The organism is Kitasatospora sp. NPDC051984, assembly GCF_044593455.1.
Taxonomy (GTDB): Bacteria; Actinomycetota; Actinomycetes; order Streptomycetales; family Streptomycetaceae; genus Kitasatospora.
This window is the reverse complement of record NZ_JBIUCB010000005.1, coordinates 412056-437155: the sequence shown is the minus strand read 5'-3', so window position 1 is coordinate 437155 and position 25100 is coordinate 412056. Positions and strand designations below refer to the sequence as shown.

Here is a 25100-nt window from a genome sequence, read left to right as displayed (position 1 = left end):
GGGCGGGGTGTCAGTCCTTGGGGAGGGTGAACCAGCGCCAGTCCTGGCTCTCGGCGACGCCGCGCCAGATGGGCATCGGGATCGGCGGCGTGGTGCGGGCGTTCATCGGCTGGTCGCCGCGGGCGAAGGTCTCCCCGTCGCCGGTGAAGTCGCGGGTCCCGCTGTATTCGGTGAACTCGAGGACGGTGCCGTCGATCCGCCACAGCCGGACCCGGTAGTTGTACAGGGTCGGCGCCACCGCGTCGTTGCTCTCCACCATCTCCCAGGTGCCGTCGGGCAGGAAGCCGTACTCGCAGCCCATGACGGTGCGGGCTCCGTTGCCCAGGACGCTCTCCGCGCACTGGAACGGCAGGTCGCCGGGGTCGGTGGGCGCGTGCCCGTTCTTCGGGAAGACCAGCCGCGACTGGCGCATCGTCATTTCCAGGGTGGCGGGTCGGCCGGTGCCGTCGACGAACTTCATCACCACCCCGGCGGTGCCGCTGGGAAGCGGGCCGGGGTGGACGACGGCGTCCTTGAGGAACCGGTAGTCCGTGGGAAGCATGGCGCCGAGCGCCTCGAACACCGCCTCGGGCGTGAACGTCTGCAGACTCTTGGGGGCCGAGGTGCCGCTGCTCGGCGGCCGACCGAGCGTGGACGCCGGGGGCATCTCCAGCATCGGACCCGACTCGGTCCCGGACTCGGTCCCGGACTCGGTCCCGGAACTCGCCGCGGCGACGTCGGACGGGCTCGGCGAGGTGGTGGGCGAGGGCATGCCCACGCCGGCCGGGCCGGTGCTGTGGGCGGGCAGGTTCGAGGCCACGGTGGACAGTCCGACGTTCGCGCCGACCGCGGCCAGCGCGACGACGGTGAGCGCGGCGCCCGCCACCCGCAGCCGCCGGGCCAGTCTGCGCCGGCGGCCCCGGCGGTTGCTCTCGGCGACGATCACGGCAACCGGGACGCTCAGTTCCTTGACGCTCGTCTCCATCATCCGGGAGAGCTCCAGGTCCAGGTCCAATGTCCGATGCCTTCCGGTCTGGCAGGTGTATGTCACAGAAGTGGCGGGAGGTGGTTGCCGAGGGGTGGGGCGTCGGCCCCGGGTCAGTCCTGGAGCAGCAGGGCGCGGTCCGGGCCGAGAATCGCGCGCAGGCGGGTCATCGAACGGGAGTTGAGGCTCTTCACGGCGCTGACGGTGATGCCCATCGCCTCCGCCGTCTCCTCCAGGCTGTAGTCCTCCAGGTACCGGAGGACCACTGCGGCCCGGTTTCTGGGCGGCAGTTGGCGCAGCGCGGCCACCAGGGTGATCCGCAGGGCGGCCGAACTGCCCTCCCGGGCGCCGACCACCGGCTCCTCGGGGAACTCCGCGACGGCGAGTTCGGTGGAGCGGCGCAGCCGGCGGTGCGACAGGTAGCAGCGCAGCAGCACCTTCCGCGCGTAGGCGTCGACTCCGGCGTCCCCGTCGGCGCGCCGCAGCCTCCCCCAGACCGGGTACATCTTGGACAGTGCGGTCTGCACGAGATCCTGTGCCTGGTGCCAGTCCCCGCACATCAGGTACGCGAGATGGAACAGGCGACGTGCCCGACTGGCCGCGAACTCGTCGAAGCCGAGTCCCTCGGTCATGTGGTCCCCCGGATGGAAAGGTGTTCGTCGACGTGCTGAATACACGCCGCATCCGGGCCGTTCGTCGCGCCATCAAGATCAAGATTCGGTAACGGTGGTTTCCCGGCGCCTCATTGGTGCACCCGGTTCACTCGTGGCGGCTCCTCGTCATCGGCGGCGTCATCTGCGGCGTCATCGGCGGCGGCGCGGAGCAGGTCAAGGAGGGCGCTGCCCGGGTAGGTCCGGAAGTCCGGGTACGCGTCGCGGTGGTAGGCGTTCCAGTAGCTCAGTACGCGCTGCCCGGTGAGCGCGAAGTACGCCGGGTTGTCGGCGACGAACCGCCCGTAGACGCGGCGGCCCTCGGTGCCGGGCGCGGCGAGTTCGGTGAGGTGGTCGTGGATCAGGCGCAGGATCACCAGCACGTATTCGCCAGCCAGTTGGAGGACGAACGGGGCGACCCACGGGTCGGTCGAGCCGACGATCCGTTCCAGGTGGCGCTGGCGGATCCGGCCGTCGTGGTGCCGGGTGTAGAGGCAGTGCAGGAGTTGCCGCTGCCGCGGGGTCAGCGCGTTCACCGCCTCGGCGGACGGCTCGTCGTGGTAGATCCGGACGGGGACGGCCACCGGCCGGCCGGAGACCTGGACGGTGAACCCGTGGGACGTCAGGTGCCCGGCGGGCGGCAGGACGACCAGCGCCGCGCGGACGTCGTCGGCCAGTTGGGGCGGGAAGGCCGCGACCAGGCGGTCGGCGTCGGCCGGTTCGGCCGGTTCCGCAGGTTCGGCCGGTTCCGCGGGTTCGGCCGGGGGCGGCGGGGTGGGCGGCATGGGTTCGGGCCGGTCCTTCTCGGGGCGGTTTCGAGGTTTGGCGACGCGGGTGCGCAGAGCGGTCTCGATCGTCCTCTCCGCGAGTGGCAGGGGCGTCAAGTCCGGGTGGTACAGGAGCATTTGGCCGAGGACCTCTGCCACGTTGACGGGCAGGACGTCCTGGTGGATCTGGACCGTGCCGAACTCCGCCTTGCGGTTGGCGCGGGTCACCCAGGCGCCGAACTTCGACGGCCGGGGCGGGAAGAGCGCACCGGGGTGGCCAGTGAGTTCGACCATCCACTTGTTGCCCGCGACCCTGCACCGCGCCGTCCGGATCTCCGCCCAGTGGATCCGGCCCAGCTGGCGGCCCTCCAACCCGTCGGCGTCCAGCACCAGTTCCGGGCCCCACTGGATCCGCACCGCCAGCATCGCCGCGCCGCCGAGCCCGAAGAACAGAATGCTGACCACACCGGCCGTCACCGACTCGCCCGACACCACGAGCACCAGGCCCGCCGCGACGAACAGCGCACACAGGACCAGGGTGCGCCTGGCGGGCGGGAGACGGTGGACGGTGGGTGGCAGGACCGCCGGTACGTCGTTGATCATGCGCACAAGCTAGCGATCGGGCCCTCGGGCCACGAGGGCTTCCGTCCCCAAATCTTGGCAATCCGCGCAGCTCCCCTGCCTGACCGCCCGCCTGCTCGCCCACCGCGACGGCTGCGCCGTCAGTCCTCGGACGGCAGGACCGTCAGGCCGGGGTGGTACCGGCGCATGTCCGCGATGAGCGCCTTCGCGTCCATCGGCAGGGAGGTGACCACGAAGAAGGTCACGCGCAGGCCCATCCAGCGGTTGGTGCGGAGGCCCAGGCGTCCGAGCATCGAGGGGCGGGGCGGGAAGGGTGCGCCGGGATGGCCGATCAGCAGGATCACCTCGTTCCTGCCGAGCATCGCGGCCCGCACCGCCGCGATCTCGTCCCAGTGGATCCGTCCCAGCTGCGGGGGCTCCAACCCGTCGGCGTCCAGCACCAGTAGCGGCGTCCGCCGGATCATCGCGTTCAGCCCGACCACCACGAGCAGCCCGGAGAGCAGAAGGGTGATCACCCCCAGCATCACCAGGATCGGGGTCGGCCGCGCGGCGACGACCACCAGTGCGGCCACCACGAAGATGGCGGCGAAAAGCACCAGTTGACGCCCGAGCCTCCCTCGCCGGGGGAGGTGGACGGTGGGGGGTGGAACAGCGGGTTCCTTGTCGATCACGCGCACAACCTAGCGATCGGGCTCCCGGGCCGCGAGGTCTTCCGTGCCCAAATCTTGGCAATCCCCGCAGCTCCCCTGCCTGACCGCCCGCCTGCTCGCCCATCGCGACGGCGGCGCCGTCAGTCCTCGGACGGCAGGACCGTCAGGCCGGGGTGGTACCGGCGCATGTCCGCGATGAGCGCCTTCGCGTCCATCGGCAGCGCGGCAACGGTGAAGACGGCCTCGCGCGTGCCCGTCCGGCGGTTGGTGCGGACGGCCAGGCGTCCGAGCATCGGGGGGCGGGGCGGGAAGGGTGCGCCGGGGTGGCCGGTCAGCAGGATCACCTCGTGGGTGCCTGCCGTCGAGGGGCGGACTCCCGCGATCTCGTCCCAGTGGATCCGTCCCAGCTGCGGGACCGTCAACCCGTCGGCGTCCATGACCAGTTGGGGCGTCCGTCGGATCAGGGTGTTCAGGCCGATCACCGCGAGCAGCCCGGATACCGGAAGGGCGATCGCCCCCAGGAGTACCAGGATCGGGGTCAGCTGCGCCGCGACGACCAGCGCGGCCACTACGAAGACGGCTGCAGCGGCGGCCGGCTGACGCCAGACCCTGCCGCGCCGGGGCATGAAGACGGTGGGAGGTGGAACAGCGAGTTCCTTGTCGATCATCCGCCAAAGATAGAGGCCAACGCTCTTGCCCTGCACGGAGTTTCGCGGCCGCCCGCGAACCTCGTTCTCCCACCTGCCGGACGTCGGCGGCACACTGGAGGTCATGGACCCCGTGGAGCGCGTCGAGAGCGAGGGCGGCGAGCCCGCCTGCTGGCTGAATCTGGTCTGCGAGGAGTGCGGCAAGGTGCGGGAGGGCGGGCGGTGCCCGGTCTGCGATTCCGGGCCGGTCGAGTCCGCCGCGGAGCCACCGCGCGGGAGTTGAGGTTGAGCGGGAGGACTCTCAGCGCAGCAGGCCGTGCGGGAGTTGAGCGGGAGGACTCTCAGCGCAGCAGGCCGTGCAGCAGCAGCTCGGCCAGGTGCCCGTACGCCTCGGCGTCGGCGAGGCCGGTGGCCTCGGCGACCTGGCGCCGCTGGATGCGGACCATCACCGAGCTGATGACGTCCGCCGCGAACGCCACGTGGGTCTCGCGGAAGGCGCCTTCCGCGACGCCGTCGTCGATCAGCCGCTGGATCTGCCGGGCGGCGGCGCGGGTGTTGCGGCCGTAGACCTCGGCGGCGGGTTCGAAGGCTGCCAGGTCGTCGAAGAACCGGGCCGAGCCGGGGGCGAGTTCGGCGGAGACGGCGCGCAGGTAGGCGGCCAGCCGGGCGGCCGGGTCGGTCTCTGCGGCCAGTGCGGCCTCCACCCGGGCGGTGGCGCTCCGGAAGAAGTGCACGACGGCCGCCCGGACCAGTTGTTCCTTGGAGCCGGCCAGTCCGTACAGGGTGCGCTTGGAGCAGTGCAGCCGGGCGGCGAGGTCGTCCAGCGTGAACTGGGCGAAGCCCTCGGCGACGAAGAGTGCGACGAGTTCCTCGAAGAGGGCGCTGCGGCGTGCGGCGCCCCGTCCACTGGTCTGAGGTGCGGCGGCGCTGTCGATCACCCGGCCAGTATGACAGTCGGCCTCACCGCCGCCGCAGATCCGGCCGCCGCGCGCACCCGGGCCCGGCCCCGCGCCCCCCCGTGCCCACGTTTTCCCCGTCCCTTCTCGGACTTTTCCCTGTTCACCGTTCCCGGGTCCCCCGCTGCGGGCTCTGCTGCGCTACCCTCACCGGTACTGACGTACCGCTTTGCGTACCGCTTGGAGCCGGAACATGGCCGTGGACCGCCTGCTTCCCACCGAGGAAGCCGCCGACCTGATCGCGCTGACCCGCGAGCTCGCCGACAAGGAACTCGCCCCGAAGGTCGAGTCCCACGAGAAGCAGGAGCTGTACCCGGAGGGCCTGTTCGCGCTGCTCGGCCAGGCCGGCCTGCTCGGCCTGCCGTACTCGGAGGAGTTCGGCGGCGGCGGGCAGCCCTACGAGGTGTACCTCCAGGTGCTGGAGGAGCTGGCGTCGCGCTGGGCGGCCGTCGCGGTCGCCACCAGCGTGCACACCCTGGCCTGCCACCCGCTGAACGCGTTCGGCACGCCGGAGCAGAAGGAGCAGTGGCTGCCCCGGATGCTCGCCGGTGAACTGATCGGCGGCTACAGCCTGTCCGAGCCGCAGGCGGGCTCCGACGCGGCCGCGCTGACCTGCAAGGCGGAACCCGTCGAGGACGGGTACCGGATCACCGGCACCAAGGCGTGGATCACCCACGGCGGCAAGGCCGACTTCTACGCCCTGTTCGCCCGCACCGCGCCCGGCGCGCACGGCATCTCCTGCTTCCTGGCGCCCGGCGAGGCCGAGGGCCTGACCTTCGGCCCGCCGGAGGAGAAGATGGGCCTCAACGGCGTGCCGACCACGGCCGCCTACTGGGACGGTGCGCTGCTCGGGCCGGAGCGCCTGATCGGCACCGAGGGGCAGGGCCTGTCCATCGCGTTCTCCGCCCTCGACTCGGGCCGCCTCGGCATCGCCGCCTGCGCCACCGGCCTCGCCCAGGCCGCGCTGGACACCGCCGTCGCGTACGCCAACGAGCGCACCACCTTCGGCCGCAAGATCGTCGACCACCAGGGCCTGGGCTTCCTGCTCGCCGACATGGCCGCCGCCGTGGACTCCGCCCGCGCCACCTACCTGGACGCGGCCCGCCGCCGCGACCTCGGCCGCCCGTTCAGCCGCCAGGCCAGCGTGGCCAAGCTGATCGCCACCGACGCCGCGATGAAGGTGACCACCGACGCGGTGCAGGTGCTCGGCGGCTACGGCTACACCCGGGACTTCCCGGTCGAGCGGTACATGCGCGAGGCGAAGATCATGCAGATCTTCGAGGGCACCAACCAGATCCAGCGCCTGGTGATCAGCCGCCAGTTCGCTCGCTGACCCACTCCCCCAGTCGGTTCGTCACCATCCGTTCGGAAAGGCTTTCCAGCATGCAGCTCACCGGTACCGCCGCCCTGGTCACGGGTGCCGCCTCCGGCCTCGGCGCGGCCACCGCCGCCCACCTGGCCGGCCTCGGCGCCCACGTCTACGGCCTGGACCTGCCCAAGGCCGTCGAGTCCGCCCCCGCCCAGCCCGAGGGCGTGACCCTGCTCGGCGCGGACGTCACCGAGGAACAGCCCGTCCGCGACGCGCTGGCCCGGATCGCCTTCGACGGCCACTCGCTGCGCCTGGCCGTCAACTGCGCGGGCATCGCCCCGTCCGCCCGGATCGTCGGCCGCCGCGGCCCGCACGACCTGGACCTGTTCCGCACCGTGCTGAACGTCAACCTGATCGGCACCTTCAACGTGATGCGGCTCGCCGCCGAGGCGATGTCCGGCCAGGAGCCGGACGAGACCGGCCAGCGCGGCCTGGTCGTCAACACCGCGTCCATCGCGGCGTTCGAGGGCCAGGTCGGCCAGATCGCGTACGCCGCGTCCAAGGCCGGCGTCGCCGGGATGACCATCACCGCCGCCCGCGACCTCGCCCAGTTCGGCATCCGCGTCGTCACCATCGCGCCCGGCATCGTCGACACCCCGATGATGGCGGGCTTCTCCGACGAGATCCGATCCGGCCTGGCCGCCACCGTCACCTTCCCGCAGCGCCTCGCCCACCCCGAGGAGTACGCCCGCCTGGTGGCCATGGTCGCCGACCACGACTACCTCAACGGCGAGACGATCCGGATGGACGGCGCGCTGCGGATGTCCGCGCGCTGACGCCTGCTCAGCCCTGTTCCGCTCCGGGCGCGGCGGTGCGGTGCACGCTGTGCACCGCCGCCACGTCCGGGGCGGGGACGGGCGCGGGGACGGTGGCGCTGAGGGTGTTCAGGCGGCTGCGGATGCTGCTCGCGATGCCCTTGCCCAGCACGTAGCGGGTGGGGGACGCGGCGACCGCGGCGTGGTCGAGCAGGCGGTGCGCCTCGCGGCTGCGGAGGCCGGTGTGCGTAAGCACCAGGTGGTCGAGGCGGTGCGGGGCGGCGGCCAGCGCGGCCCCGATCCGGTCGGCGGCGGCCAGGTCGATCCGGTTGTCGGCGGCGCCCAGCACGTGGGCGGCCGGGACCCGGCCCAGATCGAGCAGTTCCACTCCGGCGGCGGCCGCGGCGGCCGTCAACTCGGCTGCGGCGACCGGCCCGAGACCTGAGCTGGCCAGCGAGAGGCGGCGCAGCCGCCCGTGCGGGGCGGTGCGCAGCGCGGCCGCGAGGGTGTGCGCGCCGTCGTCGCCGAGGCCGGCCGCGGCGGCGTACAGCTCGTCGGTGGCGCCGGCGGCGATCAGCCGGGCCAGTGGTTCGGCTCCGGCCGGGCCGAGCGGGTTTCCGCTGAAGTAGAGCCGTTCGAAGTGCCGACCGCCGGCCAGCAGGGCATCGACGAGGACGGTCAGGCCGGCCGCGTCCAGGCCGGTCTGCACCAGGTCCAGGGTGCGCAACTGCTCGACGGCCGCGATCAGTTCGGCGGCAGCCTGGCCGGCCCGGATGCCGAGCGGGTTGCGCTTGAGCCAGAGCGCGCGGACGGTCTGGGTGGAGGCGCGCAGCCGGTCGGCGATCCGGCAGGCACCGGCGGCGGTGATGCCGTTGCAGCCCAAGTAGAGGGTGCGGACGGGTATTTCGGCGGCGCGTTCGGCGAAAGCGGCCGCGCCGTCGTCGCCGAGGCCGTCGGTGCCGAGCAGCAGGTGCCGGACGGGGGCCTCACCGCCGTCGGGGGCCGTCCGGGCTGCGCCGGCTGCTTCGGCCGCTTCGGCTGCTTCGGCGAGGGCGTCGGCGACCAACTGTGCGCCGTGTGGGCCGAGTTGCTGCTTGCACAGGTCGAGTCGGCCGTCCGGCAGGGCGGTGCCGGCCGGGAAGTCGATCCGCCGGTCGGTGCCGGCGCCGGTGCGCAACCAGGCCAGCAGCGGGGCGAGTTCGCCGACCGGGCGGGGCACGACCGACGGGACTCCGGCGAACTCCTGCACCACTTCCGCTCCTTGCCGTACTCACTCGGTCGTTCCGGGCCGTCGCGCCGGGCCATCGCGCCGGGGCGCTGCCTCCGGGTGCGGGACCGGCCGGATTCGAACCGGCGTCCTCCGGCTTGGCAAGCCGACGCATCTGCCGCTGTGCTACGACCCCTCCCCGAGGTGACGGGGCCGGTCGGATTCGAACCGACGTCTTCCAGTTTTGGAGACCGGCGCACCTGCCTCTGTGCTACGGCCCCGTCGCGGCGATGGTACGGGCTGCGTTCACCACTCCGCCACTCGATAGTCCTTCAGGAAGACGCCCACGAACGGCTCGCCTGCCTCGCCTCGCACGATCGGGTCGTAGACGCGGGCCGCGCCGTCCACGATGTCCAACGGGGTGCGGAAGCCGTGGTCGGCCAGCCGGGACTTCTTGGGCGCCGGGTTCTCGTCGGTGATCCAGCCGGTGTCGACCGCACACATGTAGACGCCGCGGTCGGCGAGTTCGGCGGCGCTGGTGCGGGTGAGCATGTTGAGCGCGGCCTTGGCCATGTTGGTGTGGGGGTGGCCGGGCATCTTGTTGCGGACCGCGAAACGGCCTTCCACCGCCGTCACGTTGACGATGTAGCGGGCGGGGTGCGGGGATGCCTCCAGAAGCGGCAGCAGCCGGTCGCAGAGCAGTGCGGGGGCGAGTGCGTTGACCAGTTGGGTCTCCAGTACCTCCGCCGGGTCGAGTCCGCCGAGCGTCGCCGACCAGGAGTTCTGCGGGGCGGTGTCGGGCAGCAGCCCGGCCTCGTCCACCGCCGTGGCGGTGACCCCGGGCAGCACCAACGCGCTTTCCACGGAGACCAGTTCGGCGGCGGGCCAGGCGGTGACGAGGGCGGGCATCGGGCGGAATCCGGGCGCGTGCCCGACCTGCGCGGGTACCGTGCCACGCTCCCCGGCGGCGAGCAGCGCGTACGACTCCGGCGGGCGGCGCAGAGTCTGCGCGGCGTTGTTCACCAGGATGTCCAACGGCCGCCCCTCGGCGCGCAGTTGCTCGCACAGGCCGAGGACCTGGCGCGGGTCGCGCAGGTCGATGCCGACGATCCGGAGCCGGTGCAGCCAGCGGTCGCTGCCCGGCGCGGCCTGGAAGCGGCGAAGGGTGTCGTGCGGGAAGCGGCTGGTGACGATGAGCTCGGCGCCGTCGCGCAGCATCATCAGAGCCAGCTGGAAGCCGATCTTGACACGTCCGCCGGTGAGCAGGACGCGCCGCCCGGCCAGGTCGGTGCAGAGCCTGCGGCGGGCGGTGTGGTCGGTGGCGCAGTCGGGGCAGAGGCGGTGGTAGAAGCCGTCGACCTGCCGGTAGAACTGCTTGCAGACGTAGCAGCGCTGGGGGCGGGCGAGTTCACCGATCGGGGTGTGCCCGGCGGCGGTGGGCAGCGGGGCGTCCTCGCGGCGGGCGGCGCCGCCGGTGGCGGTGGCGGCGGTCAGTTCGGTGTCGGCGAGGGCGGCCTCGGTGCGGCGTTCGCGGCGACGCTGCTGGCGGCCGTCGCGGACGAAGGACTCGGCGACGCGTTCGGCGCGCAGTCGCGACGGGTGGTCGGCGGGGAGGGCGCGAAGCTGCCGGATGGTGCGGTCGAGCGCGGCGAGTTCCGCCTCGGTGGGGCCGTGGGGGTCGACCGTCTCGTCCGTCTCGTCCGTCTCAACCGTCTCGTCCGGCGCGGGCGTGCTCATCGGGGGTCCTCCGGGTGGCGGTGCGTCAACGAGGCCGGGCCCGACCGGATTCGAACCGGCGTGTTCCGCTTTGGCCAAGCGGCGCGTCTGCCTCTGCGCTACGGGCCCGACGCCCGAGCCTCCCGGGGGCCGGATTCGAACCGGCGTGGTCCGCGATGAATGCGCGGCGCGCCTGCCTCTGCGCTACGCCCGGGAGGTTGGGAGGATATTACCGGTCCGCGCGGGGCGGTCGGCAAGCGCTTTCCGCTCCGCCCCGACGCAACGGGAAACCGCTTTCCGCTTTGGCCCCCAACCCAACGGGAAACCGCTTTCCGCACGCCCCTGCCAACAAGTCGGCGAGGGCACGCGGAAAGCGGTTTCCCGTTCGGCGGAGCAGGCGTGCTCAGCCCTGGCGGAGCTCCGGGAAGTCGCTGTCCCAGTACTCGTTCGGGTTGCGGTTCTCGGTGCGGTCGGCCTCGTGGGTGCGCAGTTCGACGCGGCGGATCTTGCCGGAGATGGTCTTCGGCAGGTCGGCGAACTCGAGGCGGCGGATGCGCTTGTAGGCGCTGAGCTTCTCGCGGGTGAACGCGAGGATGTCGCGGGCGAGTTCGGGGCTGGGGGTGCGGCCGTCGACCAGCACCACGTACGCCTTGGGGACGGCCAGGCGCAGCGGGTCGGGCGAGGGGACGACGGCGGCCTCGGCGACGGCGGGGTGTTCGATCAGGACGCTCTCCAGCTCGAACGGGGAGATCCGGTAGTCGCTGGCCTTGAACACGTCGTCGGCGCGGCCCACGTACGTGATGTATCCGTCGGCGTCCCGCGCGGCGACGTCGCCGGTGCGGTAGTGGCCGTCGCGCATGGCGTCGGCGGTGCGCTCCGGGTCGCCCCGGTAGCCGCGCATCAGGCCGAGCGGGCGGTGGGCCAGGTCGAGGCTCAACTCGCCTTCCTCGCCGGGCTTTCCGTCCGCGTCGAGGAGGGCGACCCGGTAGCCGGGCAGCGGCCGTCCCATCGAGCCGGGGCGGACGGGCTGGCCAGGGCTGTTGCCGATCTGGCAGGTGGTCTCGGTCTGGCCGAAGCCGTCCCGGATGGTCAACCCCCAGGCGGCGCGGACCTGTTCGATCACCTCGGGGTTCAACGGTTCGCCGGCGCCGACGAGTTCGCGCAGTTCGGTGCGGTGCGCGCCCAGGTCGGCCTGGATCAGCATCCGCCAGACGGTGGGCGGGGCGCACAGCGTGGTGACCCGGCAGCGGGCGATCACCTCGAGCAACTGCTGGGCGTCGAACCGGCCGTAGTTGAAGACCAGGACGGTGGCCTCGGCGTTCCACGGCGCGAACAGGTTGCTCCAGGCGTGCTTGGCCCAGCCCGGCGAGGAGATGTTGAGGTGGATGTCGCCGGGGCGCAGCCCGATCCAGTACATGGTGGACAGGTGGCCGACCGGATACGAGGCGTGGGTGTGCTCGACCAGCTTCGGCTTCGAGGTGGTGCCGGAGGTGAAGTACAGCAGCAGCGGGTCGTCGGCGAGCGTGACGCCCTCGGGGGTGAACTCCTCGGCGGCGTTGTCGACCTCCGCGTAGTCGTGCCAGCCCTCGACGGGCTCGCCGCCGACGGTCGCGCTGCTGCCGGTCGCACCGCCGGTCGCACCACCGGTCGCGCCGACGGCGATCCGCAGCGGGGCGCCGGGGAGGCCGGCGAAGCGGTCGGTGACCTCGGCGGCGGCGATCACGGCGCGCACCTCGCCGCGTTCCAGGCGGTCGGCGAGGTCCTCGGCGGACAGCAGCAGGGTGGCGGGGATCAGCACCACGCCGAGCTTGATCGCTCCGAGCATCACCTCCCACAGTTCGCTGACGTTGCCGAGCATCACCAGCACTCGGTCGCCTCGCCCGAGGCCGAGCGCGCGCAGGTGGTTGGCGACCTGGTCGGAGCGGCGGGCGAGCTGGTCGAAGCTGTGGATGCGCTCGCTGCCGTCCGCCTCGACCACCCACAGCGCGGCCCGGTCGTTGCCGCGCGCCATCGGGTCGAAGTGGTCGAGCGCCCAGTTGAACTCGCCCAACTCGGGCCATTGGAAGGTGCGGTACGCGGTGTCGTAGTCGGTGGCATGCTGCCACAGCACCTCGCGGGCGGCCCGGAAGTTGGCCACCGACGCGGCGCGGTCGAGCCGCGCCCCGGAGCCTGCCGCGGTGGTTGCACCGTCGCCCGGCCGGGACGGCAGTTGCTCATTGTTATCGACGTTCTCGGCTGAGCCCATGGCCTGACCCCTCTGCGTTCAGTTACCGTCGCACCCAATATTTCCGCCGGTCGCAAGCCTGCGGTCCCCCCACCTGGAGAGGAGAGTTCGCTCGGATGGCGGATGGCTCCACTGGTCGTACCGTACGGGTCCTGGTGGTCGACGACCATCCAGTGGTGTGCGACGGCGTGTCCGCGCTGATTCGGCGGGCCGAGGACGTGTCCGTGGTCGGCTCGGCCCGGACGGCGCGCGAGGGCGTGGCGCTGGCCGCGACGCTGCACCCTGACGTGGTGCTGCTGGATCTGCGGCTGCCGGACCTGCCGGGTTCGCGCACCGTGCCGCTGCTGCGGGCGGCCGCACCGGATGCGCGGGTGGTGATCTTCACTGCGTTCGAGGACCGGAATGCGCTTTCCGCTGCCCTTGCGGCCGGTGCGCACGGCTGCCTGCTGAAGGACGTCACGGACACCGACCTGGTCGCCCAGCTGCGGCTGGCCGCGGCGGGTGGGCGGGTGATGGACCCGCGCCTGAACGGTTCGGCCCCGGCCCAGTTGCAGGCCCGGCTGTTCCGGCTGTCGCTCAGCCGGCGCGAGTACGAGGTGATCCGGTCGGCCGCGACGGGCCGTACCAACCCGGAGATCGCCGAGGAGCTCGGGCTGGCCCGGAACACCGTGAAGACGTATCTGCAGACGGCGATGCAGAAGCTCGGGGCCCGCAACCGGGTCGAGGCGATCCGGCGGGCGCAGCAGGAGCAGCTGCTCTGACCGGAACGGCCGGGGCGTCCAATCAGGCCCGGCCGTCAGGCCGGCGGGGCAGGCGGTCGGGCCGCGCCATCAGGCCGGCGGGGCGGGGAGCGGGAGTTCGCCGCGCAGGGTGGTGCCGTCCTCGTCGCTGTGCAGGTGGACAGTGCCGCCGAGGCGTTCGTACTGGGCCCGCAGGGCGGGCAGGCCTGCGCCGGTGGCGGGTGCGTGCGGGGCCGAACCCCAGCGGGAAAGCGGTTTCCCGTTGGGTTCCGGGCCGGGTCCGTCGTCGATGACGGCGAGGCCGAGTCGGTTGCGGTCGTGGGTGAGGGTGACGGCGACCGAGTCGGCCCGGGCGTGTTTCTCGACGTTCAGCAGGCCCTCGGCGACGGTGCGGCGCAGCAGGGCGGCGCGTGCGGCGTCCAGGCGCGGGGCGGGTCCGATGGGCACGAAGGTGGCGGGGGTGCCGGTGCGTCGTTCGAAGTCGCGGAGTGTCTCGGCGAGGTCCGCCGCAAGCCGGTCGCCGTCGGAGGCTGTGCTGTCGGGGCCGGCGGGCCGGTCGTGGTGGAGGCGGGCGACGGAGGCGCGCAGGGTGGCGGCGGCGTCGCCGAGTTCGCGTTCGAGGCGGCGCAGGCGGTCGGCGAGTTCGGGGTGCTGGGCGGTGTCGGCGCGCAGGTCGCGGACGGAGCTGCCGAGGCCGAACAGCATGGCGCCGACGCCGTCGTGCAGTTCGGCGGCGATCCGGCGGCGTTCGCCGGTGACGGCGGCGTCGGCGAGGGTGGCGGCGCCGTCGGCGACGTCCACGGCGAGGGTGGCGAGGTGGGCGAGTCGGGTCAGTCCGTCGATGGCGCTGTCGCCGATCTGGCCGCTGCCGCGGATGGCGCCGTAGAGGACGCCGCGGGCGGGGCCGGTGCCGATCGGGAGGCCGATCATGCCGGTGACGGCTTCGCTGCCGACCTGCTGGTCGAAGTCGTGGGTGATCCGGCTGGAGCGGTAGTAGTCGCGGACCACGACGGCGCTGCCGACGGCCGCCACCCGGCCGCCGACGCCGAGTCCGAGCGGGATCCGCAGGTCGTGCAGGGTGGTGTGGAGCGTCCCCGACCAGGCCCGCAGCACCAGGTCGCGGCCCTCCACCAGGCCGCCGAGGCCGAGTTCGAAGCCGTGCTCGGTGCGGGCCCGTTCGGCGACGGCCCGGAGGGTGCGCCGGGCGTCCAGCATTCCGATCCGGTGGTTCCGTGCGCGTTCGATCCGGTCCAGTTCGGCGAGCGCGGCCAGCACCTCGGCCTCCCGTTCGCTTCCGCCACCGCCGTTCATGCGCGGCAGCGTACCGGGTCCACACATCCGACCGATCCGCTGATCACACCGTCCGATCAACGCCGCACATCCGGCCTGCGAAGCCGGGCGCTACCACCGCGTTCGAGCTCCCGCAACAGCACGCGGCCCCGGCTCCGGCTCGGCGTGGCGGTTTGAGGCGTCTGTGTCGCGGGGCGATGCTGAAGGCATGGCCTGGGGGTTGCTGCACCGAAGGGGAATGTGCGGACATGGCGACACGGGTACCGGGCCGTGCGGCTACTGCGACGGTGGACGGCGACGGCTCGATCACGGGATGGTCGGCGGCGGCCGAGCGCATGTCGGGGTTCTCGGCCGACCGGGTACTGGGGCGTTCCGCGTTCGATCTGCTCGCCGGTGACGCGCCGATCGCCGTCCTGCGCGCGGTGGTTCGCCGCCAACCGTTCACCGGCATGGTCCGGTTGACCCGCGCGGAGCGCGATCCGGTGGCGGTGGAGCTGGCGATCGTCCCGGTGCTGACCGCGAGCGGCGAGCAGAGCTGGGTGGTGTCCGCGCAGCCGTTGCAGCCGCTGGGGGCGGATCCGCCGGCCGCGATCACCGAGGTGTCCGAGCGGAAGGCCGGCCCGGAGGATCTGGCCCGGCGTCGCCTGGCACTGCTCGGCGAGGCCGGTCTGCGGATCGGTTCGACCCTCGAAGTTCAGCGCACCGCCCAGGAGTTGGCGGATGTCGGCACGGAGGACTTCGCAGACTTCGTCGGCGTGGACCTGCTGGAGACGGTGTTCGGCAGCGGTCCGCCGTCCAGCGCGGGCCTGGTGTTCTACCGGGTGGCGCAGCAGTCGGTGCTACCGGGCTGCCCGGAGTCGGCGGTGGCCATGGGGGCGCGCGACGTGATCCTCACGGAGTCGCCGATGGCGCAGGTGCTGTCCGCGGGCCGGCCGGTGCGGACGGACATGCGGGATCAGAAGATGCAGGCGTGGATGCAGCAGGAGCCGCGGCGGCTGCGGTCGGTGGAGAGGTTCGGGATCCATTCCTCGCTGCTGGTGCCGATGACGGCACGCGGGGTGACGCTGGGCGTGGCGATCTTCCTGCGGCACCGTACGCAGGAGGCGTTCGACGACGACGATCTGGTGCTGGCCACGGAGTTGACGGCGCGAGCCGCGCTGTCCGTGGACAATGCCCGCCAATACACCCAGCAGCGGGACACCGCGCTCGCGTTGCAGCGTTCGCTGCTGCCCGCCCGGACGCCCCGGCAGGCGGCGGTGGAGGTGGCGTTCCACTATCTGCCGGTGAACAGCCGGGACGGCGTGGGCGGCGACTGGTTCGACGTGATCGCGCTGTCGGGCGCCCGGGTGGCGCTGGTGGTGGGTGACGTGGTGGGGCACGGGGTGCCCGCGTCGGCGGCGATGGGCCGGCTCCGGATGGCGGTCCGGACGCTCGCCGACATCGACATGCCGCCGGACGAACTCCTCACCCACCTCGACGACTTGGTGCTGCGGATCGATCTGGAGGAACTGCCGGACAGCGCCACCACCTGGGCGGGCGGCAGCGTGGGCGCGACCTGCCTGTACGCGGTGTACGACCCGGTGGGGCGGACGTTCACGATGGCCCGGGCGGGCCATCCCGGTCCGGTACTGGTCGACCCGGACGGCGCGGTGACGTTCCCGGAGCTGCCGCCGGGACCGCCGCTCGGCCTCGGCGGACTGCCGTTCGAGTCAATGGAGTTGGCCGTACCGGAGGGCAGCGTACTGGCGCTGTACACGGACGGCCTGCTGCGGGCCTCGGAGTTGCACGGCGATCCGGCGCTGGGCCTGGACGGGCTGGCGTCGGCGCTCGCCGAGCCCACAGGTTCGCTGGAGGCGCTGTGCAACCGGGTGCTGGACGCGACGCTGGGCTCGGCCGCGCCCAGCGACGACGTCGCACTGCTGCTGGCCCGCACCCGGGCACTGCACGAACAGGACGTCGCCGGTTGGGAGTTGCGGCGCGACCCGGCGGAGGTGGCGCGGGCCCGCAAACTGGCCACCATGACGCTCACCGACTGGGGGCTCGAAGAGGCCGCGTTCGTCACCGAGTTGGTGGTCAGCGAGCTGGTCACCAACGCGGTCCGCTACGGCCTGCCGCCGATCGGCCTGCGGCTGATCCGGGACGGCGGGACCCTGATCTGCGAGGTGTCGGACGCCAGCAGCACGGCCCCGCACCTGCGCCGGGCCCGCACCTACGACGAGGGCGGCCGCGGTCTGCTGCTGGTCGCGCAGCTGTGCCGGAACTGGGGTACCCGGCACACGCCGCGCGGCAAGACCATCTGGGCCGAACAGCAGCTCTGATCCCGTCAGTTCTTGAGGGCGGCCTGCACGGCCTCGCGCAGGCGTCCGCCGTGCGCGGTGAGCAGCGCGGCCGCGGTGGTGGCGTCGACATCCGCGAGCAGCAGCAGGATGGCGTCCTTCACCTTGCCGCCGGTGGCGTCCAGTGCGGCGGCGACGGCGGCCGTTTCGGCGTCGGTGGCGAGGGCGACGATGCGGCGGCTGCGGTCGCGGAGTTTCTCGTTGGTGGCGCGGAGGTCGACCATCAGGTTTCCGTAGGTCTTGCCGAGCCGGATCATGGTGATCGTCGAGATCATGTTGAGCACCAGCTTCTGCGCCGTGCCGGCCTTCAACCGGGTGGATCCGGTGAGCAGTTCGGGGCCGGTGACGACCTCGATGCCGTGCTCGGCGGCGGTGCCCAGCGCGGAATCGCGGTTGCCGGAGAGGCCGACGGTGAGCGCGCCGAGGCTGCGGGCGTGCTCGACGGCGGCGACGGCGTACGGGGTGCGGCCGGAGGCGGAGATGCCGACCACGGTGTCGGCGGCGGTGAGTTGCAGGGCGTCGAGGTCGGCGACGGCGGCGGCGCGGTCGTCCTCGGCGTTCTCGACGGCGGCGGTGAAGGCGGCGGGGCCGCCGGCGATCAGCGCGACGATCTCGCCGGGCGCGGTGTTGAAGGTCGGCGGGCATTCCGCGGCGTCGAGAACGCCGAGCCGGCCGGCCGTTCCGGCGCCGGCGTGGATCAACCGGCCGCCGCGGCCCATCCGTTCGGCGATCGCGTCGATGGCGGCCGCGATCGCGGGCAGCTCGGCGGCGACCGCGTCCGGGACGGTGCGGTCCTCGGCGTTCATCAGCCGGGCGATCTCCAGCGTCGGCAGCAGGTCGATCCCCGCGTGCTCGGGCCGCCGGGTCTCGGTGGCCAGCCCGGCGAGCGCGGCCAGGTCCGCGGCAACAGGCCGGTTGAGGTCCGCGCTGGACGAGATGGGCGGGTCACTGGGGTGCGGGGTGCCGTTCACAGCGCCCGAGCCTAACCGGACGGCCGTGGCCGAACAATCGTTCAGGTTTTTACCGTTCATGAAGCGGCACGGCCCGCCGCATCTGTCACACTCCCCGGCATGGACATTCGGGGGGATGGATCCACCAGCGTCGCCACGCCCACGAGGCTGTCGCGATTCGCGTTCGGGCCGGTGCTCGCCGTCGCGGCGGGTGTCGCGGCGCTCGAACTGGCATTGACGGGGCGGTACGGCTTCCACCGGGACGAGCTCTACTTCCTGGCCGCCGGGCGGCACTTGGCCTGGGGCTATGTCGACCAGCCGCCGCTGACACCGCTGTTGGCCCGGCTGTCGACGGCGCTGTTCGGCGAGAGCCCGGCGGGTCTGCGGGTGGTCGCGGTGCTGCTGGCCGCCGCCACGATCGTCCTGACGGCTCTGGCCGCACGGGAGTTGGGGGCGCGCCGGGGCGGCCAGGTGCTGGCGGCGGCAGGCGCGGCGGTTTCGGCGATAGTGCTGGCGCTCGGCCACATGCTGTCCACGGCGAGCTTCGACCTGTTCGCCTGGACGGGCATCGGCGTGCTGGTCCTGCGGCTGCTGCGCACCGGTGACCGCCGCTGGTGGGTGCCGATCGGTGCGGCGGTGGGTGTCGCGCTGCTCAACAAGGACCTGGTGCTGCTGCTGGCGGCGGCGCTGCTGCCGGCCATCTGGTTCACCGGCAACCAGCAGGTACTGCGCGGGCGTTGGCTGCCGCTGGGTGCGCTGCTGGCGCTGCTGGTGGCCGCGCCGAACCTCTACTGGCAGGCCACGCACGGCTGGCCGCAGCTGACGGTGGCCTCGGGCATCAGCGGGCAGGACGGCCTGGCCAACCGGTTGACCTTCGTGCCGATGCAACTGCTGTACCTGTCACCGGTGTTGGTGACGGTGTGGCTGGGCGGCCTGCGCCGCCTGCGGCAGGAGCCCGAGCTGCGCTGGGCGCGGCCGCTGGCGTTCGGCTACCTGGGCCTGTCCGCGCTGGTGCTGCTGCTCGGCGGCAAGCCCTACTACGCGCTGCCCCCACTGCTGCTGGTCATGGCGGCCGGGTGCCAGCCGGTGGCCGACCGGGCGTGGCCGGTGCGGCGCAGCCGGGTACGGCTGGTGGGACTGCTGCTGCTCGCGGCGACGCTGAACTCGGTGATCACCCTGCCGGTGCTTCCCGCACATCAACTCCCGGCCGTGGCCTGGGTGTACAAGGAGTCGGCGGAGCAGGTCGGCTGGCCGGAGCTGGCCGAGGCGGCGGGCACGGGCTGGGCGGCGATCCCACCCGAGCAGCGGAGCCGGGCCGTGGTCTTCACCACCAACTACGGCGAGGCAGGAGCGCTGGCCCGCTACGGCGCCAAGTACGGTCTGCCCGTGCCGTATTCGGGCCACATGTCGTTCGCGGACTGGGGCCCGCCGCCGGACTCCGCGACCGGCCCCGTCCTGCTGATCCGCCCCGCGCCCTACCCGCAGGTCGAGCAGGCCTTCACCGACTGCCACGACGTCGCCCGGGTCGACAACGGCCACAGCCTGGCCAACGAGGAGCAGAACGCCCCGGTCCTGCTGTGCACGGGCCCGCGCCTACCCTGGTCCCAACTCTGGCCCCAGCTACGGCACTTCTACTGATCCGAACCGGCTAGGCCGACGGCTCGACCCGCAGCACGGTGTCGGTCACGCCGCCCGGGCATTCGCGTTCGCGGCCCCAGCCGGCCAGGTCGGCGCCGGCGCGGTAGGCCGATTCGAGGAAGTCGAGTGCGGTCGCCCAGGGGTCGGCGGCGGTTCGGACGTCCTGGTACTTGAGGAGGGCGAGGTGGCTGCCGCGGCTCGTGGCCCAGGAGGCGGCGGCGGGGTGCAGGGGGCGAGCAGTCAGGTCGGCGGGTTCGGGGGCGGTGTAGCAGTAGAAGGCGGGCTCGGGGACGTTGTCGTCGCCGAACCAGAAGCCGGCGCTGATGACTTCGCGGGAGTAGGCCTCGCGGGTGACGGGATCAACGGCGGTGGGCTGGTCGATCTCGCGGTCGGAGAAGCGGGTGACGGCGAGGTCGAAGGTGTGCCAGAAGTGGTGCACGGGACTGGTCTTGCCGGAGTAGCCGGCGGCGTACTCCTCCAGCAGCAGGGCGACTTGGCTGAGGATGTGCCAGTAGGTGGTGACGGCGGCCGGGTCGTAGCTGCGGTGTTCGTCGTCGTCGGCGAACGGGCGGTGCGCGTCGGGCAGGTCGTACGGGTAGGGGTGCTCGGGGACGATGTCGATGTCGAGGTGGATGAGTGCCCGCAGGGTGTCGCGGTAGAAGTCGCTGACGGAGCGGCCGGTGAGCGGGAACGAGTCCTCGGCGCCGTCGAGGGTGCGGATGTACAGCCGGTGGTCGGTGAAGTCGAAGTCGATGGTGAAGGCGTCGCCGCCGCGGGTCGGGCCGGTGGGGCGGGTGGTGATACCGCGTCCGGTGAGGTGGAAGGGCACGTTCCACCAGTGGTTGCGGCGGGGGCTGCCGGCCAGCCGGATCTTGCCGATGACCTGGGCGAATCGGTGCAGGGTCTCCTTGGTGTCCCGCCAGGACTCCAGGGGCAGGGGCGGGAACAGCTCCATGGTGGGCTCCGGCTGAGGTGAGTTGGGGACGGTGTCGCGTCCCATCCTCACGGGGCGGCCCGCGCCGCCCGGGCACGACGCGCCCGGGTGGCCGGGAGACTGCTCCACCCGGGTGCGCGGTCAGTCCCGTCCGCTGCCGCTGCCACCGTTGAGGACATAGCGATGCGGTGCCATCGCGGTGTCGTGCCCGGGCAGTGCGGCCACCACGGCGGCGTGCGCCTGTTCGGGAGTGATTGTCGCCTCTCCGATGTCGACTGTCGCCGTCAACTCTCCCTCCTGGACGTCCACTTCGACGTTCCTGGCATCGAGTGCGGTGCGCAGCAGGTCGGTGACGGCGTCCAGGTCGATCCAGTTGGTGCCGAGCTGCTGCCAGCGGCCCTTGTCGCGGCGGCCGACGGGGAGGCCGGTCAGGGCGGCGAGTTCACCGTCGGGGCCGAGTCGGACGGTACGGCGGCCGGCCAGGTCGAGCAGGCGGAGCAGGGCGTGGGCGAAGAGTTCGGTCTCGTCGCGGTCGAGGACGTCGGGGTGGGTGTGCAGGGTGAACTCGAGGCAGCCGGTGGTGCGCCAGATGTTGAGCATCAGCCGGGTGGGGGTGGGTTCGGCGGGGTACCAGGCCAGGTCGGGGTCGGCGGGCGGGTCGGGTCTGGTGGCGGCGACGGCGTCGGGGACGGTGGCGCTGAGGTCGTTGACGACGACGTGGCGGGCGAACCGGGCGCCGCGGCGGTGAGCGACGTCCTCGATGAGTTGCCAGATGCGTTCGGCGTCGAAGGTGGCGTGCCAGTAGCCGGACAGCGCCTGGGCCTGGGTGCGGCCGATCAGGGTGTCCAGGTCGGGGCAGTCGGTGTCGACGGCGAGCAGGGCGTCCTGGGCGAGGGTGCCGATGTGACCGGCGAGGCCGGGACGGTGGCGGTTGGCGGAGAGCGCGGCCATCACGACTGTGGTGCGGGCGGCGCGGTGCGCGGCCAGGGCGGCGTAACAGGCGAGCAGGACGGCCGAGTTGGAGGCGCCGGTGCGCTGGGCGGCGCGGGCGAGGGCGGCGGCGCCGGCGGGTGAGCGGACGCCGAGGGTGGGCAGCAGGGTGTCGTTGGGGCCGATCCGGTCGTCGGCGAACACGGCGGACGGCTGGTCGGCGAGGATGTGCTCCCAGTGCCGCAGGGCGGCGCGGGTGCGGCGCTGCCCGGAGCTCGACCTCTCCTGCCCGGCGACCTCGACGGGGGTGGGCGCGGTGGGTGGCGGCAGGGTGCCGCCGACGGCCAGCGTGAGCCACTCCTGGTAGAGCAACCCGGTGGCGACGCCGTCCAGTTGGGCGTGGCAGATGACCACCGCGAGCAGCAGGGGGACGCCGTGCCGGGTGAGCAGAGCGCACCGCAACGGGAAGTCTTCCGCCAGGTCGAAGGCCTGGCGGCGACCGTCCCAGCAGAACCGTTCGGCATGCTCGGCCGGGTCCTCGTCGCCGCTCAGAGCAATGACGTGCACGCTGAACTCGCCTGCGGATCGGACGCGTTGGCGTTCGGGCTGGCGGTCGGCGGGGCCGGGGAAGACGGTGCGCAGGGCGGCGTGGCGTTCGGCGAGGATCTGCAAGGCGCGCTCGCAGGTCGGCAGGTCGGCGCCGGCGGGGACGGCCCAGGTGGCCTGCTTGTTCATGTGCGAGGGTTCGTCGTGGCGCAGGCAGCGGATCATGTTGTCCTGGCCGAGGGTGAGCGGGCCCTCCACCTCGGGTGTGTCTGCACTGAACTCCACCACGACGTCTTGCTGTTGGGACACGTACTCAGTCTCCGTTCAGGGCGGTTCTGATGGCCTGGGGCCAGTCGACGGGCCGGGGGCCGTGGGCGTGCAGCAGAGCCAGGGCGATCCGGTCGAGGCCGAAGGCGGTGCAGGCGGTGTGGCCGGGCGCGCCGTCGGCGGTGAACGCGAAGGCTTCGCCGAAGTGGTCCTTGTGGATGTTGGCGGAGGCGATCGCCTGCACCAGCCCGTCGGCGACGGGCACGCGCAGCTCGAACTTCAACTCCTGGGCGCGCTGGGCAGCCTGGTAGAGGCGGCGGCCGCCGCCGAAGAACGGGTCGTCGGCCAGCTCGATCAAGGGCTTGAGCCCGAGCGTCTCCAGCCAGGCGGCGACCCGCTCCAGCCAGCGCTCGCGCCAGTCGAGACAGTGCGCGGGGGTGCCTGCCGTGACGAGTTCGGCCATCCGGAAGGTGCGCAGGCGGCCGGGTTCGGCGGTGGCCTCCTGCCGGAAGCACTGCGCCTCGACGCTGAACCGGGCGGGGAGCTGGAGGTCCTGACCGGCGAGGGTGTCGTACACGGGGTAGCACGCGGCGGGCAGCAGGACCAGGTCGGACACCGTCTGCTGCGCGTGCCAGGGGCCGGACTCGGCGATCAGCGGGGCGAGTTGCCGCCAGTCGGCGGCGCTGCCGGTGTAGCTGTGCACGGTGCCGAGCAGGTGCGGGAAGGAGGCGACGTAGCCGGCCCGTTCGATGGTGGCGCGGGAGATCACGGGCGGGACGACCAACCGCTCGAACGGTTCGTCGTCGGCGAGCCGGGCGATCGACTCGCGCAGAGCGGCGAGCAGCTTCTCGTAGGCGGCGGACTGGAGTTGGACGCCGGGGGCCGCGGTCGGCAGCGGGGTGGCGTCGTCTGGGTGGCGGGTCATGGTCTGCCTCCGGGGGCGGGGGTGGGCGTGTCGAGGGCGGCGAACTCCTCGGCCAGATCCGGCGGGTGGCTCAGCGGCGTCGGTCGGAGCAGCCGACTGCCGGTCCGGGCGACGGCGGCCCGATAGCCGGACGGTGCGGGCAGGTCGTGGACGGCGCAGGGCCCGAGCGGGCCGTCGATCCGGTACGGACCGGGGCCGCCGGTCGGCCCGACCCAGGTGCGCAAGCCGTCGGCGAGGCGTCCGCCGTAGGCCTTGGTGTACGCCTCCTTGCGGGTCCAGCGGAGGGCGAACTCGGCGGCCCCGCCGCCGGTTTCGGACGGCGGGTAGTAGCGCCGGGCGAGTCGGGCGGCGGCCTGCTCGGCCGGGACGGGTTCCAGGTCCGTGCCGATATCGCCGTCTCCGTCGGCGCGTTGCTGGACGGCGAACAGCGCCCATGGGCCGGCGGTACTCAGGTTGACGCTCAACTCCTTTTCCAAACCGATGGGTTCGGGCCGCCCGTGTGGGCCGCGCCGCCACCGGACACGCTCCGGCGGAACGCCCGCGGCCGCGGCGGTCAGCCGGCGGGCGGCGGCGTGCGCGGCGATCCAGCGGTGGCGGTGCGGGCCGTCGGGGGTGCGGGCTGCGCGGTCGCGTTCGTCCGGGTCGAGCAACTCCAGCAGGGCGCGGGCCCGTTCGGGAGTGGTGTCGGTGGCGATCAACCAGACCTCGACCATCAGGCGGCCTCCTCGGGCGCCCAGCAGGCCAGGTCGAGCCGGCCGGTCTCGGGCTCCCGGTCCGCGAGCGCGAGCGGGCGGCCCGCGAGCTGCGGGTCGGCCAGTGCGTCGCCGAGCGCGGCCCAGCCGCCGGTGTACGGGTTGCCAGGGCGGGCCCGCCGGGCCTCCACGCCGCCGGGGGCCGAGACGTCGGCGAGGCCGGGGCCGAACACGAGCAGCGAACGCTCCGGCAGTCCGGCGCACAACTCGGCCAACGCTACTTCACTCTGACGATCCGTCACATCCGCTTTACTGAGCAGCAGTTGAAGCGGACGCCCGCGACAATCGGCCTCCCAGAGCAGCGCCGCAGCGGAGTGCCGATCCGGCAACCGGGCCGGCCGGTGCGGCCGGTGGTGCAGGTCGGCCTGTTCGACGGTGATCAGCAGTGCGCGGCGCGCGCCGCCGGTGCGGGCATAGGCGTCGGCGATGGCGAGCGCGCTGAACGTGCCGCCGGCGCCCTCGTCGCAGACGGCGAAGGAGAGGGGTTCGCCGGGGCACGCTCCGGCGAGCTGGACCGCCACCGACTGCCCGGGTCGGACGTCGGGTGTGGCGTACACCAGCACCAGCAGATCGACTGGCCGGGCCGCGTCCACGAGTTCGCGTACGGCGAGTTCACCGAGTACGAGGTAGGACTGGCCGCGGGCCCCGGTCAGCGCGCCCTCGTCGAGTGCCACGCCGTAGGGGCGGGCCAGGTCGGCGGTGAAGGTGCGCAGGTCGGGATCGGTGGCGAGTGGGGAGTGGCCGGCCAGGTCGAAGGAGTGGGCGGTGGTCAGGCGCAGCGGGGAGGCGGTGCGCGGCAGAGTGGTGGCGGGGAGCGGTCCGCGGACGCGCACGTTCAGTCCTCGGCGATGACGTGTCCGGCGACGAAGCCGGCCAGGGTGCCGACCGAGCGGAGGTCGTCCTGGTCGATGCCTTCGACGTCGATCTGCACGTCGAGGTGGTCCTCGAGTTCGAGGATGAGTTCCAGGGTGGCGGCCGAGGTCAGTCCGACCTCGTCGAACAGGCAGGCGTTCTCGGTGACTTCGGGCAGTTCGCGCTTGAGGACGCGGGGCAGCAGCTGGATGATCCCGTCGAGTGCGCGGCAGCGCAGCTCGGGGTCGATGGCGTGGTCGGCCGGGTCCGAGGGGGCGGCGGGTCGGTCGGTGGCGGGGTCGGCCGGCTCCGAGGGGGCGGTGGGTCGGTCGGTGGCGGGGTCGGTCATGGCGATTCCCTGTCGGCGGGGCCCGGATGTGCGGGCCGGGTGCGGCACTCACACGGCCGCCATCGGCGCGTCGCCTTCGCTCGGCCGCGCCGAGCCGGGGAGCC

General features: G+C 72.9%; 23 protein-coding genes and 4 tRNA genes. 6 read left to right on the top strand and 21 right to left on the bottom strand.

From position 1 onward, the window contains the following. Nucleotides 1–10 precede the first annotated feature (10 nt). The 5 genes from ACIHEI_RS13475 to ACIHEI_RS13455 all read right to left on the bottom strand — a co-directional run bounded on the left by ACIHEI_RS13475 (nt 11) and on the right by ACIHEI_RS13455 (nt 4281). Nucleotides 11–994, bottom strand: a complete 984-nt coding sequence (locus ACIHEI_RS13475) for a hypothetical protein (RefSeq protein ID WP_396606731.1) — start codon at nt 992–994, stop codon at nt 11–13. 83 nt (nt 995–1077) lie between these two features. Then, nucleotides 1078–1596 carry a SigE family RNA polymerase sigma factor gene (locus ACIHEI_RS13470; RefSeq protein ID WP_387634113.1) on the bottom strand — a complete coding sequence of 173 codons (519 nt, stop codon included), beginning with the start codon at nt 1594–1596 and terminating at the stop codon, nt 1078–1080. A 110-nt stretch (nt 1597–1706) separates the two neighbouring features. Then, nucleotides 1707–2984: an STM3941 family protein gene (locus ACIHEI_RS13465; protein WP_396606730.1), complete on the bottom strand. Its 1278-nt coding sequence runs from the start codon at nt 2982–2984 to the stop codon at nt 1707–1709. Between the two features lie 119 nt (nt 2985–3103). After that, nucleotides 3104–3634 (bottom strand): STM3941 family protein, encoded by a 531-nt coding sequence (locus ACIHEI_RS13460; RefSeq protein ID WP_396606729.1) that lies wholly within the window; start codon nt 3632–3634, stop codon nt 3104–3106. 119 nt (nt 3635–3753) lie between these two features. Further along, on the bottom strand, nt 3754–4281 hold the full coding sequence (locus tag ACIHEI_RS13455) for an STM3941 family protein (RefSeq protein ID WP_396606728.1): 528 nt from the start codon (nt 4279–4281) through the stop codon (nt 3754–3756). Between the two features lie 103 nt (nt 4282–4384). Here ACIHEI_RS13455 and ACIHEI_RS13450 point away from each other — a divergent pair, with 103 nt between their 5' ends. Next, nucleotides 4385–4543: a hypothetical protein gene (locus tag ACIHEI_RS13450; protein WP_392944078.1), complete on the top strand. Its 159-nt coding sequence runs from the start codon at nt 4385–4387 to the stop codon at nt 4541–4543. A 58-nt stretch (nt 4544–4601) separates the two neighbouring features. On the opposite strand, the gene ACIHEI_RS13445 is transcribed toward ACIHEI_RS13450, so the two are convergent. Continuing rightward, on the bottom strand, nt 4602–5198 hold the full coding sequence (locus tag ACIHEI_RS13445; protein WP_387634122.1) for a TetR/AcrR family transcriptional regulator: 597 nt from the start codon (nt 5196–5198) through the stop codon (nt 4602–4604). A 211-nt stretch (nt 5199–5409) separates the two neighbouring features. Here ACIHEI_RS13445 and ACIHEI_RS13440 point away from each other — a divergent pair, with 211 nt between their 5' ends. Both ACIHEI_RS13440 and ACIHEI_RS13435 read left to right on the top strand, forming a co-directional pair. Continuing rightward, nucleotides 5410–6549 carry an acyl-CoA dehydrogenase family protein gene (locus ACIHEI_RS13440; RefSeq protein ID WP_396606727.1) on the top strand — a complete coding sequence of 380 codons (1140 nt, stop codon included), beginning with the start codon at nt 5410–5412 and terminating at the stop codon, nt 6547–6549. Nucleotides 6550–6599: 50 nt separating this feature from the next. Continuing rightward, nucleotides 6600–7361 carry an SDR family NAD(P)-dependent oxidoreductase gene (locus ACIHEI_RS13435; RefSeq protein WP_387634126.1) on the top strand — a complete coding sequence of 254 codons (762 nt, stop codon included), beginning with the start codon at nt 6600–6602 and terminating at the stop codon, nt 7359–7361. 7 nt (nt 7362–7368) lie between these two features. Here the strand turns inward: ACIHEI_RS13435 and ACIHEI_RS13430 are convergent, their stop codons facing one another. From ACIHEI_RS13430 to ACIHEI_RS13400, 7 genes are all read right to left on the bottom strand, one after another. After that, the gene (locus tag ACIHEI_RS13430) at nt 7369–8592 is read right to left on the bottom strand and encodes a ribonuclease inhibitor (RefSeq protein WP_396606726.1); all 1224 of its coding nucleotides are present in this window, start codon (nt 8590–8592) and stop codon (nt 7369–7371) included. Nucleotides 8593–8670: 78 nt separating this feature from the next. Continuing rightward, a tRNA-Gly gene (locus tag ACIHEI_RS13425) sits at nt 8671–8743 on the bottom strand. A 12-nt stretch (nt 8744–8755) separates the two neighbouring features. Beyond that, nucleotides 8756–8828, bottom strand: a tRNA-Trp gene (locus ACIHEI_RS13420). Nucleotides 8829–8853: 25 nt separating this feature from the next. Further along, on the bottom strand, nt 8854–10284 hold the full coding sequence (locus ACIHEI_RS13415) for an SDR family NAD(P)-dependent oxidoreductase (RefSeq protein ID WP_396606725.1): 1431 nt from the start codon (nt 10282–10284) through the stop codon (nt 8854–8856). Nucleotides 10285–10319: 35 nt separating this feature from the next. After that, nucleotides 10320–10392, bottom strand: a tRNA-Gly gene (locus ACIHEI_RS13410). Between the two features lie 12 nt (nt 10393–10404). Next, nucleotides 10405–10478 (bottom strand) — tRNA-Glu (locus tag ACIHEI_RS13405). A 188-nt stretch (nt 10479–10666) separates the two neighbouring features. Further along, the gene (locus ACIHEI_RS13400) at nt 10667–12508 is read right to left on the bottom strand and encodes an AMP-binding protein (RefSeq protein ID WP_396606724.1); all 1842 of its coding nucleotides are present in this window, start codon (nt 12506–12508) and stop codon (nt 10667–10669) included. A gap of 95 nt (nt 12509–12603) precedes the next feature. Here ACIHEI_RS13400 and ACIHEI_RS13395 point away from each other — a divergent pair, with 95 nt between their 5' ends. After that, a complete protein-coding gene (locus ACIHEI_RS13395; protein WP_396606723.1) occupies nt 12604–13248 on the top strand; it encodes a response regulator in 645 nt (214 codons plus the stop codon). A 69-nt stretch (nt 13249–13317) separates the two neighbouring features. Here the strand turns inward: ACIHEI_RS13395 and ACIHEI_RS13390 are convergent, their stop codons facing one another. Next, a complete protein-coding gene (locus tag ACIHEI_RS13390; protein WP_396606722.1) occupies nt 13318–14538 on the bottom strand; it encodes a sensor histidine kinase in 1221 nt (406 codons plus the stop codon). Between the two features lie 227 nt (nt 14539–14765). Between ACIHEI_RS13390 and ACIHEI_RS13385 the strand changes: the two genes are divergently transcribed. Then, entirely contained in the window at nt 14766–16835 is a 2070-nt protein-coding gene (locus ACIHEI_RS13385; RefSeq protein ID WP_396606721.1) for a SpoIIE family protein phosphatase, read from the top strand. Nucleotides 16836–16840: 5 nt separating this feature from the next. On the opposite strand, the gene murQ is transcribed toward ACIHEI_RS13385, so the two are convergent. After that, nucleotides 16841–17824 (bottom strand): N-acetylmuramic acid 6-phosphate etherase, encoded by a 984-nt coding sequence (gene murQ, locus ACIHEI_RS13380; RefSeq protein ID WP_396606720.1) that lies wholly within the window; start codon nt 17822–17824, stop codon nt 16841–16843. Nucleotides 17825–17923: 99 nt separating this feature from the next. Here murQ and ACIHEI_RS13375 point away from each other — a divergent pair, with 99 nt between their 5' ends. Then, entirely contained in the window at nt 17924–19441 is a 1518-nt protein-coding gene (locus tag ACIHEI_RS13375; RefSeq protein ID WP_396606719.1) for an ArnT family glycosyltransferase, read from the top strand. 10 nt (nt 19442–19451) lie between these two features. Here ACIHEI_RS13375 and ACIHEI_RS13370 read toward each other — a convergent pair whose 3' ends face one another. From ACIHEI_RS13370 to ACIHEI_RS13345, 6 genes are all read right to left on the bottom strand, one after another. Beyond that, complete coding sequence (locus tag ACIHEI_RS13370; protein ID WP_396606718.1) at nt 19452–20396, bottom strand: DUF5996 family protein; 945 nt, start codon at nt 20394–20396, stop codon at nt 19452–19454. Nucleotides 20397–20516: 120 nt separating this feature from the next. Then, entirely contained in the window at nt 20517–22160 is a 1644-nt protein-coding gene (locus ACIHEI_RS13365) for a condensation domain-containing protein (RefSeq protein WP_396606717.1), read from the bottom strand. A gap of 4 nt (nt 22161–22164) precedes the next feature. Continuing rightward, entirely contained in the window at nt 22165–23043 is an 879-nt protein-coding gene (locus tag ACIHEI_RS13360) for an aminoacyl--tRNA ligase-related protein (protein WP_396606716.1), read from the bottom strand. Beyond that, on the bottom strand, nt 23040–23756 hold the full coding sequence (locus ACIHEI_RS13355; protein ID WP_396606715.1) for a 4'-phosphopantetheinyl transferase family protein: 717 nt from the start codon (nt 23754–23756) through the stop codon (nt 23040–23042). Before ACIHEI_RS13355 ends, ACIHEI_RS13360 begins: the two co-directional genes overlap by 4 nt. Beyond that, on the bottom strand, nt 23756–24628 hold the full coding sequence (locus ACIHEI_RS13350; RefSeq protein WP_396606714.1) for a hypothetical protein: 873 nt from the start codon (nt 24626–24628) through the stop codon (nt 23756–23758). Before ACIHEI_RS13350 ends, ACIHEI_RS13355 begins: the two co-directional genes overlap by 1 nt. Nucleotides 24629–24630: 2 nt before the next feature. Then, the gene (locus tag ACIHEI_RS13345) at nt 24631–24996 is read right to left on the bottom strand and encodes an acyl carrier protein (RefSeq protein WP_396606713.1); all 366 of its coding nucleotides are present in this window, start codon (nt 24994–24996) and stop codon (nt 24631–24633) included. Between the last annotated feature and the right edge of the window lie 104 nt (nt 24997–25100).